Raw genomic sequence first — 12,237 nt, forward strand, 5'->3', positions numbered from 1 at the left:
AAAGTTAGCAAAAGCACAGCGTATCCTTTCCAGAAGAACGAAAGGTTCTTCGAACTGGAACAAGCAGCGTATGAAAGTTGCAAGAATCCATGAACATATTGCCAATGCGAGAGCTGATTACTTACATAAACTCTCTACTGAAATCATCAAAAACCACGATGTCATCGGTATAGAAGACTTACAAGTCAGTAACCTGCTCAAAAATGGAAAGCTTGCAAAAGCAATTAGTGAAGTATCTTGGTCACAATTTCGAACGATGTTGGAATATAAAGCAAAATGGTATGGCAAACAAGTTGTTGTGGTATCTAAAACATTTGCTTCCAGTCAGTTATGTTCAAATTGTGGATACAAAAACAAAGATGTTAAAAATCTAATAATTCGTGAGTGGGATTGCCCTTCTTGTGGTACACATCACGATAGAGATAGGAATGCAGCGATCAACCTGAGAAACGAGGCAATTCGTCTCTTAACCGTAGGAACTACGGAGATAGCCTAATCCATTAGAGTTCAATAGAACTCTGTACTTAGGAACCTCCCACTTCAAACAGTCCGTAAGGACGTTAAGTGGTGAGTAGTTCAACATGGCAGAACTTTAACGCCTAACTTAACTTTGACATGTTTGTTCAAAAACTTAAAAAAGTACCGATACTTCCCTATTTTTGTGAAGAAACGGGTCCCACTTTTAATTCTTTTATCCCCTCTTTTAATGTAAGTGCATCTGTTCTTAATGTTTTCCAGCTGTCTTTAGCTGCATCCAAGTTAGGTTTTAAGAATTTAAATTTATTTTGATCAGCTTTTTGAGATGCATTATCAATATGTCCCAGTACTCCCGCATATTGAGAGTCTAAGTCATGCCATTGGTCAGACATATAAGTAAGATTCTTAATAGCATTATCAATCACATTATGCATCTGATCAATATTATTAAATGCAACCCCAACTACACGATTTAATGTTATTTTATAATCCACAGTCTGACGTAATTGTGCTAATAAAGGCTCTAAAGTTGATAACTTACTTCTTGCATCACCTATCATGATACCACCGGAAATCATTACAGGAGGAAAGGGAATTTTCACCATTGTCAACCCTTTAGATTCTATGCCTTTTTGATAGTTTATTTCCGCTAAAACTTCATTTAGACGCTTTTGATCGGCTTCAACATCAGCACCTTGGTTTTTTAAAATCGACCGCAAGAGCTCTTTATTGCTTCCAAATACTCTAACATCTTGTCCAATATTATCTTTTAACTTAGTTAATTCTTGTATTAATTTTTGTGCATATTCTTCGTTTTGTTGAATTTCACCTCGTAAATCTGTAATCCCTTTTTTTAAAGTATCTCCATTCCCTGTATTACTCGCCTCTACTAATGTTCCATAATGATTGTCAAATGTTATATCGTATTCAATGATGTCTGTCAGTGTATCTAAAAGCTGTTTTTTTACTTGCGTATCCCATGTAACTGCATGTGCTCTTGCATTCTTTTGATCTTGTACAATTTTACCAGGTAAATCTGCATACCCATTAATAGTAATTCCTTCAAAATTCACATCTGGATTATTAATTAATAAACAAGCATAGTCATTCATGGATTTTGCAAATACCCCAGCATCTTGCAAAGCTTTTTTCATTTTTTCTTCATTTGCTGAAAGAGACGTATCCCCATTGTTAGTTTGTTCAATTCCACTTGCAAAAGCTGCTACTGGTGAAACTACAGAAGTTGTTGTCAAAGTTAAAAACACCGATGCAGCGAGTAGTTTGTACGGGTTTTTTTTCATCATTTTATATTCCTCCTATATAGGTTTTGATTTTTAATTCGTTTCTTCTTGTTTAAAAGCGATGTCTTTCGGAATTAACTCTGTATCTCTATGAATATCATTTCAACTTTGTTTAGCAGCCCTTAAATTATCAGGTATTAAAGAAAGTTTATGCTCTTACATTTGATCGATATTATCATATAAATCTTTATAATTTGCACCCATGTTACTCTATTATTGTTGAATGTTTGTTAGAGTGTTAAACTCAAAAAACATAAAGTGAAAGGCGTAGTCTTTAATGAGACTCCGCCTTTTCGATTTAAAAAGAATTCATTAATTTTTTTATAAATATTTAACGATAAAATCCTGAAGTTACTATTTTTTAAGCAACTTTTCAATAGAACCAATATTCCCCTATTTTTGCTGAGTAACAGGTTCCACTTTTAATTCTTTGATTCCTTCTTTTAATGTGACAGCATCTGTTCTTAATGTTTTCCAACTGTCTTTAGCTGCATTCAAGTTAGGTTTTAAGAATTTAAATTTATTTTGATCAGCTTTTTGAGATGCGGTATCAATATGTCCCAGTACTCCCGAATATTGAGAATCTAAATCGTGCCATTGCGTAGACATATAAGTAAGAACATTAATAGCGTCATCAAGCGCCTTATGCATCTCACTAATATTATTGTAAACAACTCCAACTACACGATTTAATGTTACTTTATAATCTACAGTCTGACGTAATTGTGCTAATAAAGGCTCTAACTGACCTAAAGTATCTCTTGCTACACCCACTATGATACCGCCAATTATCGGTAGGCCTAGAATAGCACCCTTCATTACATTGAATCCATCAGATTCTAATTTTTTATAATAGTTTACTGAGTCTAAAACTTCTTTTAGACGCTTTTCATCGGCCTCCACATCAGCACCTTGGTTTTTTAAAATCGATTGCAAGGTCTCTTTATTGCTTCCAAATGCTCTAACATCTTGTCCAATAGCGTCTCTTAATTTAGTTAATTCTTGTATTAATTGTTGTGCATACTTTTGGTTTTGTTGAATTTCACCTCGTAAATCTGTAATTCCTTCTTTTAAAGTATCTCCATCCCCTGTATTAATCGCATCTACTATTGTTTCATAATAATTTTCAAATGTTGTATCGTATTCAATAATGCCTGTCAATGTATCTAAAAGCTGTTTTTTTACTTGCGTATCCCATGTAACAGCATGTGCTCTTGCATTCTTTTGATCTTGTACAATTTTACCAGGTAAATCTGCATACCCATTAATAGTAATTCCTTCAAAGTTCACATCTGGATTTTTAATTAACATGTAAGAATAGGCATTCATAGATTTTGCAAATAACCCAGCCTTTTGCAAGGTTTCTTTCATCTTCGCTTCATTTGCTGAAAGAGAAGTATCTCCATTGTTCGTTTGTTCAATTTCACTTGCAAAAGTTGCTACTGGTGAGACTACAGAAGTTGTTGTCATAGTTAAAAGCGCCGATGCAACGATTAATTTGTAAGGGATTTTTTTCATCATTTCATATTCCTCCTATATAGGTTTTGATTGTAAGTTCTATTCTTGTTTAAAAGCGATGTCTTTCGAAATGAATTCTGCATCTTTATGAATATCATTCCAACTTTGTTTAGCAGCCTTTAAATCATCAGGTATTAAAGAAAGTTTATGTTCTTGCATTTGGTCGATATTATCATATAAATCTTTATAATTGCCCCCCATTTTATTCCATTGTTGTTGAATATTCGTGAGAGACATTATAGCTTGATCCACTGTCTGATACAGATATGTCAAAGTATCTTTCGCGTTAGTAAGCGAAATAACTGCTTGGTTAGCAAGATCAGCTTTCGTACTTAATTCTCCGATTTTTTTAGAAATTTCGTTATAGGAGTTCATATGATTAGACGCCGTGACACCAGCTGCTGTTCCTAAACCGATACCAGCTGCACCGAGAGCCGAAAGGCCACCAATAACAGCCGGTGTTGCTGTACCGCCAGTCACAACAATTACTACCGCTCCTGCAATAGCTCCAATAACTAAAATGGCTGCTCCTAATCCACCACCAATTGACCATGCTAATACATTGTCAAAATGTTCTTTCTGAGTAGAATGTAGCTTCTCAATTTCAGCTTGAAGTTGTGGAATTAGTGCTTGTTTGCCCGCTAATATTGCCGTTAATCCACCCTGCCCATCTGGGCCACCAACATTATTTTTAAAATCTGTAGTATTTGTATACAGTTTTGTTTTGAAGGCTTCTAACACCTTAATTACTTCTGTAACTTCTTTTGAATTTGTATCAATTGTACTGATTAAATCATTTATGCCCTCTTTTAGACCTGCTTTATCTTTCTTTTGTACAGTGTCTACTAATGTATCGTAATAATTTTGAAATTGTTCATCGTAATTTACAATATTACGAGCTGTTTTTTGAATCTGGGGTTTCGCTGTATCTAACCAATAATTCGCATTGCTACGAGACAGTTCCTGATTAAGGTGAATATTTTTGATTAATGCTCCCCCATCTGAACCTAAATCAATATTAGATAAATTTACATTCGGTTGTTTAATCATTGTTTTTGCATACAGATCCATTACAAGCATATGAGATCCTGTTTCAGCCAACGCTTTTTTCAGTCCTTCAGGTCCTAATGCATAATTCCCTATTTTCTGTTCTTGAGCGGTCTGTTCTTGTGCAAATGCATGAAGAGTGTTGCCGGTAGTAGCAGTTAAAACCGTTGCCAGAGTGGCCAAAGTTAACACTTTAAATGGAAATTTCTTCATATTAATTCTCCTCCCTATTTTTCGATAGATTATTATAATCTTTATTTTTTAAAAGTTAATAATATTAAAATTTATTAACTTGCTCTTCAAGTTGACTTATTACATTTTTTAATCGTCTTAATGTATCTTTTTGAGACTGCTGGTTAGTAGTATCAACATTAGTAGATAAATTTGTAATACTATTTTTGATTAGATCTAAATCTTCTTTATAACGTTTCATTAGGTCAAGTTCTACGTCCACTTGATTTGCAAACGTATGCAAATCATTTTGCATAATAAGAAGCATTGATTTTTGTAAATCTGCTATTGTTAGATTCTTTGTTAAATCATAAAATTTTTGGTTTTGTGTTTCTAAATCAGCTAAATGTGCTCGTTGCTCTGCTGTTAGTTTATTTACTTCAGCGAATGCACTATATGCTTTTTTAATTTTTTCAGGGTCAATAACTTTCGTAAGGTCATACTCTTTCGTTTGTGCAGCAGCAGCAGCAGCTATTTCACCTTGTTTGCTTTTTTCAATTGCTTCACGAGCTGCTTTTTTAGCAGATTCAATCTCTAGAGCAGATTTACCCTGTTCTTTTGCTTCTTGCTCTGCTTTTTTCTCTGCTTCTAAAATAGAGTTATTAATTTCTTTTCCTTTGTTAACTGCTGCCAATGCTGTTTGTGCAGCAGGTTCAATGATATCTTTTGAAAGACTATAGATTTCTTGAAATATCTTAAGTCCTTGTTCATTTAAAGCTCCTGGTAACAATGCTATTTGTTGTAAATCATTTTGAATTGATTTTTGGGTATTTAGTAATTCATTTTTTAGCTGATCTATTTTCCCTGTTCCATCTGAACTTAGGACACTTTGCGCTTTTGTCACATCAGTATCGAGATCTTTAAGTTTTTTATCAAGCTGGAATTTAAGATCTGTTAATTCATTAATCTGTCTTTGCACGTTTTCTTGGTTCGTCATAGCCATATCTTGAAGAACTTCAAGTCTATCTAAAAATCCTTCTTTATCTTCTTTATTGTCTACAAATCCTTTTATTGCTGGGTAATAGTTATTAAATTTAGTCACAAATCCTTTACTTTTTGAATTTAATAGAATTAAATTTGGATAAAGTTCCGAAGACCATTCTTTCATATCTTGCTTGATTAGGGATTGGTTTGTATTTAAAGCTGGAACTTCTTCTAGTTGTACATTAGGGCTCATTAAAGCTTGATCTATATATGTTTGGATTAATTTCGATTGTGCACCTAATTTTCGTAATGATGAGGAAATATCCGTGTTCTCTTGTTGAGTTTCTGCTTGAACGATTGGTGTTGCGAGAGTATTGATAGGAATAGTGGCCCCAGTTACAATTGATGTTATTAAAAATCCTTTAATTATTTTATTTTTCATTCCGTACACTCCTTCACTATTTTCTGTTTACAATCTAATTCATACATCTTGAACACCCTAACGCTAGGCTCTTTTCTTGCACACTCTTGAGGAAGGAGAATTCTTTCGTATAGAGTGTTAAACTCTCGTTATTATTTACTTCTCATAGAATGTAAGGACCTTACTTTCCCCCATTTAAATACTATGTTTTTCACAAGTAAACAATAAAGTTTCATCACCTACATTTGAATTATTTTCCAAATGAATAGTATAATAATTTTCTTTGGAGTTGCTGCTTGACTTGCAGGAGCCCAGATAGATAAACCCATTGCTCCTACAACTAACCCTGCTATGACTTTTCTGCAAGTAATTTCATAATGTTTCTCCTAGTTTTGTCGGTAAGAGCCCTACAGATTACAAAAGATGAAATTATACTGTACATTGCTTATACCTTCACCCCGGAATAAAATAAGATCATTTTTGCTTTGTAGAGACTTAAAATCCCATTTTTTACAAATGCGATACTTTCTTGATACTAAATTATTACTAAAATCAATTAACATAATATTATGAAATATTGATTTTATATAATGTTACTTGCAACTTTATTGCACTTTTATTAATGCAGTCTTCTCCTCTCCTTAGTGGTCATACCAATTACACCTTTATTAAAACATTAAACTTTTAATGCGTAAATAGCAGAATTTTGTCGATTATATTCAATAATTTTGCATTGCGTATTATTGCGAAAAGAAATTATTATACTTATATAAAGATCATTTAATATTATTTAAGTAATTACAATAGTTACAACTTGATATATCTAATTAAAAAATAACTATTTTAATCTATAAAAAATATTTAATACAATTAAATTATTGTTTAATATAATTTAATTACACTCTGCATATTTATCCCCTTTATGTAGATATGCAAAATTGCATACCACTTTCTGTTGAAAATAATTCCCAGTGTAACTATAATAGTTACAGTAATTGGATTTTACATTTACTTATTAAAGCCATTTTTGAAAGAATATTAAAGGAGGAGTTAGAATTATGAAAAAAGCCATTTTAGCAGGAACATTAGGAGTCGCAGTACTTTCGGGTATGAATTTACCAGGATTAGAAGTTCCAAAAGCTAGTGCAGCAACTATGGATTTAGAAATTCAAGAGGTTACGAAATATTATTCTTTGAGTTCATACGAAATGTCTCAAAAAGAATCTTTTAATCTAAAAAAAGGAGAAGAACTTACGGTCTTTGTAAATAATTCAGGATTCCCGATTTCTTACACAGTCTTTGACGCAGACAATCAAGTAATTGGTACATACAATGCTAATTCACCTTATGGACGCGTATTCAAAGCGCAAACAGACGATAATATTTCTGTACAATTTCAAGCAGGAGTGAATTCTTCATTTATGAAGAAAATGAATTTTACAGCTAAATTCGCTCTTTCTAAATTTAATTAATGGTAAAAGTTATTTGAACTTACACTTCAAAATATAATTATTTATTCCGAATGTTCATTTTAAGAGAAAAATAATTCTAAACAAAATGCTTGTTTGAGTTCACTCTCTCAATAACCGATATAGATAAATATGGTAAAATACACTTGGATGGGAGTCCAAACATATTTTATTAAAATTAAAGTGGTTATTAAGTCGACGGAAGACACCTTAGGGTGTCTTTTCTTTTCAAACACTATTTTCACTATAAACATAGTAATAACTATTTTAATTGAATATTGGTAATAGTGAATCTATATATTATCAATTTACTATATTTAACATTTATGTAAAAATGAATACAAGCTAAACTTTTTCAAAATCTTTCCCCTAATAAAGATTTGAAAGAGTCATCTCAATAGTCTCCATGTTGTAAATATGCCTAGAAAAAAGAACCCCTAAGGGTTCTTTTTTCACTAAATTTAACTAAAATCTGAAATTCATCTCGCACTTTTATCGGGCTATGCCCCTCACATTTAGAAGTGAAAGAATTCTTTCAAATTTTAGTTACATTTCACTCTCATCATATAAACTATACCTGCTGTCTTTGCAGCTCTTCCCAACTTCGGCCATACAACTTGGTGTGTTGTTTAGTCAGAGAAGCGTTATTATATTTTTGTTCTACTGGAGGTTTCATTTTACAAATAAATGCATGTTGCAAATCGCCACCGGCCCTTACAGATATAATCGCATGGAATCTAGGTAAACTTGCTGCATCTTCAATTGAAATGGTCGGCTCTAGTCGATGTCTGGACAACTCAAATGTTTTCATGTGATCGTTAGCAAATAGAATTTGTTGTACCCCGCCCCTTGCAAATTTTCCTGCAGAGAAGTAGGCAGCTTATTCCAATGATGGAATGCATATAGTGCACCAAAGCGTTCCTTACGTCCTTCTGTTGCGTACTGCTCCGGTTCATTAAATACCATAATACAACCATTCTTTTGTTCTTCTTTACTCATAAGCATACGTGTCATGAATGTTTTCAATGTGATCCAATGGACTAGTGTTTTAGAAGCCAATTCTCCTAATTTACGATTGGGAATACGGATGATTACCACTTTCCCTCCCATCATCCATTTTGCAAAATTCACCCCTCTCTTTGGTTCCTGTGAGAAGATATCAAATAAAGTATCATTACCGAAAAAGTCGTCCAATCGATTTAATACCGGGTCTGCTTTGCTTCCTAATTCACTATTATCTCCCCAAGATATCAACTCGTTAGCTAGTCTTTGATTCCCCTTATGAATCAGTTGTTTAATTACCTCAACGCGGTATTCCTCGTTTTCTATCATTCGTTTAATCCGAAATAACGAACCTTCTGCTGCTTTTAAATAACGTTTCGACCGCGCCATCCCCTCCATATCACCAAAGAAATCAATAACTTCATCCGCAAATCTGCTCGCTCCTTTTCGTCCTAACTTGGTAATCACTTTAGTAAGGTCCATAGGTACGATATAGTTTTCATCGCTTAAATCTATATCAATCACTTTTACCCATTAGTTTACATTCATTTCATTGATTTCATTGAATTTATATCATTTTAACCATTTTCAGTAAAAACACTAACAAAAGTATACATTCAAAACATTGGTTTTAAAGAGTTTGTAAAAACCACTTGTATTTTGTTAACTATCTCTATTTTTGTTCGTTGAGTTTGTTTGTTTTGTTAAATCGATACACAACTATTAACTCTATTAAATCAATAGATCTGATTATAACATTATAAAGATTAGTACATATAATAAAGTAGATTACTAGAAAGGAGGCGTAAACATGGAAAGTTGTATTTTATTCGTAAATGGCCAACCGTTTTTAGTTGTCAAAGTTGCTGGAATCGAAATTGCTAGAGCAGAGATTTCTCTTGATGTAGCATTATCTTTAATAGTATTAGGAATTCCAATTTGTTCTTAATGAATTGAGGGTGTTTTTAAAAGAGGGCTTCGGCTCTCTTTTTTACATTATAAATCCATTCTTTATCTTTCCTTAACAACAAATAAGACGCTATACCAATAACGGCAGCGCCTAGAATAACTAAAATTGCTTTAATCATTTGTTTTATACCTGTCCACTGACGTGCCGTTCCAAAATAATTTTGGTGCATTAATAGATTTTCCTAAATTAACTATAGCCTTTTCTAAACGTTCGAATGCATCTATACACTCATTAGCAGCAGTAGTCAATTCTCTAGTATTATCAATTGCTTCTGCGGTATCCAAATCGACTTTAACAGATACTACATTCTTATTTTCATTCTCCATAAGTTCTTTTATTCCAGCTTTCATGTTAACTATATAGCCTTTATCCTTAGTGTATTCATTTATAAAATCGTACAACTTACTAACTGCAGACTGTTCTTCTAGTGTGCATTCGCCTTCAATAACAATTTCAAACTGGATTTTTCTTTCGTCCATCATTCATCATCCTTCCTATTTCAATATCCGTTTTATCTAATAAAAAGAGCACCCGTTTCCGCGAGCGCTCTTTAAGGGATTGCGAGAGTCCTCATTAACACAAGATAAAGCAGTTAAAGTTAATGAGGTACAAGCAGTATATGCTTGTACAATTTAATAAGTGAATCAGAGCACCCAACTCAATGGATGCTCTCAACGTGATAGGAGGGTGAATATTGAGTGAAAAAGAAGTTAGCCTGTCCTATACTTCAATATATGCTTGTCCATATCAAAAGGTGAAAGAGAGCGCTCCCTCAAGCAAACGCCCTCCAAAGACATGGGGTCTCATGTCCGAAACCTTTCTATACATTGTATAGTTATATACTCGTTCACATTCCTCATTATTATGTAATTTCTATATAACAAAGAAAAAAGCACCCATTATGGATGCTTAACCTTTTTATCTTTAATTATAAAATCATCATCATCTTCATTAGTACTTTCAATAACAATATAATTACTGCCTTCTATAATAGCGACAAATGGATCATTCTTATTCCATTCGCCAATCAATCCATTTAGCCTAATCAGCGCTTCAGAACATTCATTAGCAGCATTCGTTAACTCTTTTATCTTTTTAATCGTTTCTGTTGTATCAACAAGAACTTCTTTTTTCATTTCCATCCCTCCTACACCCATTATAACAAAACAAAAAGCCATCACCGAAAGGTGACAGCTCTAGAGGGGGAAAGAGAGATAACAAATGGCAATAAGTATCTCTTTAAGAATAAGATTACTCTCATCCTTTTCTCGATCACCGCAATTATCATCTAAGCTACACGCTTTGTGTCAGTGACCGAGAAAAGAGCGAAAGCTCTATTGTTTCAACGGCTTCTCTCGGGGCTAGCCTTATAGATGTTTCACCATGGATTCTATTAAATCTATAAGCACGTGTGCTAATCCCGAGAGAAACAGTCGAAACCATTTCTCATTTATCCTCCGTAGAGTCACGGCTACAGAGAGTCGAACCCCTCTTTCATGTGCGTGAATCGTGCACCTGGCGCCTACCTTCCGCATTTTCGGATATGGGAATGTCCTTTAATTTGTATCAAGACGTTTATCCGCGCCTTGCGTGAACCAACACACAGATCGGACGACAGGGGGTGCATCCAATGTATTGGCTCACACAAAGAGCGGGGACTCTTTGGCTAGCGAAAATTCGCAGTAATCACTAGAAAGTGTAATGTGCTCAAAATAACGATGCATTTTTGTTCTTATTACTTGGTTTTGAAATGTGCGATTCATCCAATCATGGACCATCACCCCATTCCATTTTCAAACTTGGTCTTTAAATGTTGGAAATCATGAAAGACGCTAGTTTTACTACCTATGAACACACAAAAGGTGGATGATTGTATGCTCAATGAGAAGTAAAACAGTATGACGAATGCAAGCTATTTCACACCCGCCACACTGGAATATGTCATTAATAGTTTTAATCATTTTTATTGGTCTTTTCGTCTATTTGCGGATTCTTACCGCCCATGCCCGCCCTTTATGCGGTATACGTTACCGTGACATTCTCGCATAAGAACGATCCACTATAGGTGTACTAGACCTCTTCGATATGCGGTTGTCAAAGAGCTTGTAAGATAATGATACGGTGAACCAAACATCTAGATATCCGCTCCTTTATCGTTAATTTATCCGCATTTTATCCGTGTTTTTCACTCAAAATATTCCTCTATCGAACCGAAGACTATATCACCTTGTTCATCTTGCAAAAATGATTTTATATCTCTTCTCAACGCTTCATCATCAATCAAATAATAGAGTTTAAGCATCTTATTTCTATAATCAAGAAACTTCCGTTCAAATAGATCAGCTTTCTTCTCCTGTCTTTTCGCATAAGACTTTAATCTTTCAGCATTCATCTCACTTCCCCCACATCCCCTTTTATATAATCCGTAACGCCGTAGCAATCGCCATAATTGCATTTTTCTTCTGATAGTAATACCAATTGTTTTCTAACATCATTTGAGCCTTAATTGCTTTATCGCTCATCAAACCGTGATTTAGATACTTCCGTTCAATAATCTCTTTTTGTTCAGGATCCAATGAATGTTCTAACGCTCTTTTAATCTGTAGGTACTTGTAATCGTTTATCTTCCTTGTATCACGCAACTCCGGGAATAACTGAATACTTTCCCTTTCGCATTCACTTTGGTTCATCATACGGACAGATAGAGCCTTGTAATCTCGTAATACCTTCACTACTGCCTTTTGTATTAACTTATACTCCTCATTTGTGATTTCTGGAAAGAATGATAATTGCTCCATCTGTAATCCCCCTATTGTAATTTTGTTATTTTTAATTCACATCAGGTATGTGAAATTTTAATATCCGCCTGTTGAATAA

Annotated in this window: 11 protein-coding genes and 2 pseudogenes; 3 read left to right on the forward strand and 10 right to left on the reverse strand. The window is 33.8% G+C overall.

Annotation, left to right across the window (positions count from 1 at the left end; translation table 11 throughout):
* Positions 1-496, forward strand: a 496-nt coding sequence (locus KFD70_RS25755; protein ID WP_431613462.1) for an RNA-guided endonuclease TnpB family protein, incomplete at its 5' end; no start/stop codon positions are given.
* A 157-nt stretch (positions 497-653) separates the two neighbouring features.
* On the opposite strand, the gene KFD70_RS25760 is transcribed toward KFD70_RS25755, so the two are convergent.
* The 5 genes and pseudogenes from KFD70_RS25760 to hblC all read right to left on the reverse strand — a co-directional run bounded on the left by KFD70_RS25760 (position 654) and on the right by hblC (position 5,940).
* Complete coding sequence (locus tag KFD70_RS25760) at positions 654-1,781, reverse strand: ClyA family alpha-helical pore-forming toxin (protein WP_336454262.1); 1,128 nt, start codon at positions 1,779-1,781, stop codon at positions 654-656.
* A 30-nt stretch (positions 1,782-1,811) separates the two neighbouring features.
* Positions 1,812-1,988, reverse strand: a pseudogene (locus KFD70_RS25765) (hemolysin BL lytic component L1); the annotation flags it as partial.
* 183 nt (positions 1,989-2,171) lie between these two features.
* Positions 2,172-3,299, reverse strand: coding sequence for a hemolysin BL binding component B (gene hblA / locus KFD70_RS25770; RefSeq protein WP_336454263.1), 1,128 nt, complete (start codon positions 3,297-3,299; stop codon positions 2,172-2,174).
* Between the two features lie 36 nt (positions 3,300-3,335).
* Positions 3,336-4,556: a hemolysin BL lytic component L1 gene (hblD, locus tag KFD70_RS25775; RefSeq protein WP_336454264.1), complete on the reverse strand. Its 1,221-nt coding sequence runs from the start codon at positions 4,554-4,556 to the stop codon at positions 3,336-3,338.
* A gap of 64 nt (positions 4,557-4,620) precedes the next feature.
* Positions 4,621-5,940 (reverse strand): hemolysin BL lytic component L2, encoded by a 1,320-nt coding sequence (hblC, locus tag KFD70_RS25780; protein WP_336454265.1) that lies wholly within the window; start codon positions 5,938-5,940, stop codon positions 4,621-4,623.
* A 1,037-nt stretch (positions 5,941-6,977) separates the two neighbouring features.
* Here hblC and KFD70_RS25785 point away from each other — a divergent pair.
* Positions 6,978-7,391 (forward strand): hypothetical protein, encoded by a 414-nt coding sequence (locus KFD70_RS25785; protein WP_336454266.1) that lies wholly within the window; start codon positions 6,978-6,980, stop codon positions 7,389-7,391.
* A gap of 568 nt (positions 7,392-7,959) precedes the next feature.
* Here KFD70_RS25785 and KFD70_RS25790 read toward each other — a convergent pair.
* Positions 7,960-8,915: pseudogene (locus tag KFD70_RS25790) on the reverse strand (ATP-binding protein); the annotation flags it as partial.
* Between the two features lie 286 nt (positions 8,916-9,201).
* On the opposite strand from KFD70_RS25790, the gene KFD70_RS25795 reads away from it, so the two are divergent.
* Positions 9,202-9,339: a DUF3956 family protein gene (locus KFD70_RS25795; protein WP_241818303.1), complete on the forward strand. Its 138-nt coding sequence runs from the start codon at positions 9,202-9,204 to the stop codon at positions 9,337-9,339.
* Positions 9,340-9,470: 131 nt separating this feature from the next.
* Here the strand turns inward: KFD70_RS25795 and KFD70_RS25800 are convergent, their stop codons facing one another.
* The 4 genes from KFD70_RS25800 to KFD70_RS25815 form a co-directional block, all read right to left on the reverse strand.
* Positions 9,471-9,839, reverse strand: a complete 369-nt coding sequence (locus tag KFD70_RS25800) for a hypothetical protein (RefSeq protein ID WP_336454269.1) — start codon at positions 9,837-9,839, stop codon at positions 9,471-9,473.
* 420 nt (positions 9,840-10,259) lie between these two features.
* Positions 10,260-10,496 (reverse strand): hypothetical protein, encoded by a 237-nt coding sequence (locus KFD70_RS25805; RefSeq protein ID WP_336454270.1) that lies wholly within the window; start codon positions 10,494-10,496, stop codon positions 10,260-10,262.
* A 1,049-nt stretch (positions 10,497-11,545) separates the two neighbouring features.
* Positions 11,546-11,752 (reverse strand): hypothetical protein, encoded by a 207-nt coding sequence (locus KFD70_RS25810; RefSeq protein WP_336454271.1) that lies wholly within the window; start codon positions 11,750-11,752, stop codon positions 11,546-11,548.
* Between the two features lie 22 nt (positions 11,753-11,774).
* Positions 11,775-12,158, reverse strand: a complete 384-nt coding sequence (locus KFD70_RS25815) for an ArpU family phage packaging/lysis transcriptional regulator (RefSeq protein ID WP_336454272.1) — start codon at positions 12,156-12,158, stop codon at positions 11,775-11,777.
* Between the last annotated feature and the right edge of the window lie 79 nt (positions 12,159-12,237).

It is taken from the genome of Bacillus pfraonensis (assembly GCF_050768835.1).
Classification (GTDB): domain Bacteria; phylum Bacillota; class Bacilli; order Bacillales; family Bacillaceae_G; genus Bacillus_A; species Bacillus_A pfraonensis.

Excerpts from the sequence above, each read along its gene's own strand:
- KFD70_RS25760 (WP_336454262.1), bottom strand. The coding sequence starts at position 1,781 with ATGATGAAAAAAAACCCGTACAAACTACTCGCTGCATCGGTGTTTTTA.
- hblA (WP_336454263.1), bottom strand. The coding sequence starts at position 3,299 with ATGATGAAAAAAATCCCTTACAAATTAATCGTTGCATCGGCGCTTTTA.
- hblD (WP_336454264.1), bottom strand. The coding sequence starts at position 4,556 with ATGAAGAAATTTCCATTTAAAGTGTTAACTTTGGCCACTCTGGCAACG.
- hblC (WP_336454265.1), bottom strand. The coding sequence starts at position 5,940 with ATGAAAAATAAAATAATTAAAGGATTTTTAATAACATCAATTGTAACT.
- KFD70_RS25785 (WP_336454266.1), top strand. The coding sequence starts at position 6,978 with ATGAAAAAAGCCATTTTAGCAGGAACATTAGGAGTCGCAGTACTTTCG.
- KFD70_RS25795 (WP_241818303.1), top strand. The coding sequence starts at position 9,202 with ATGGAAAGTTGTATTTTATTCGTAAATGGCCAACCGTTTTTAGTTGTC.
- KFD70_RS25800 (WP_336454269.1), bottom strand. The coding sequence starts at position 9,839 with ATGGACGAAAGAAAAATCCAGTTTGAAATTGTTATTGAAGGCGAATGC.
- KFD70_RS25805 (WP_336454270.1), bottom strand. The coding sequence starts at position 10,496 with ATGAAAAAAGAAGTTCTTGTTGATACAACAGAAACGATTAAAAAGATA.
- KFD70_RS25810 (WP_336454271.1), bottom strand. The coding sequence starts at position 11,752 with ATGAATGCTGAAAGATTAAAGTCTTATGCGAAAAGACAGGAGAAGAAA.
- KFD70_RS25815 (WP_336454272.1), bottom strand. The coding sequence starts at position 12,158 with ATGGAGCAATTATCATTCTTTCCAGAAATCACAAATGAGGAGTATAAG.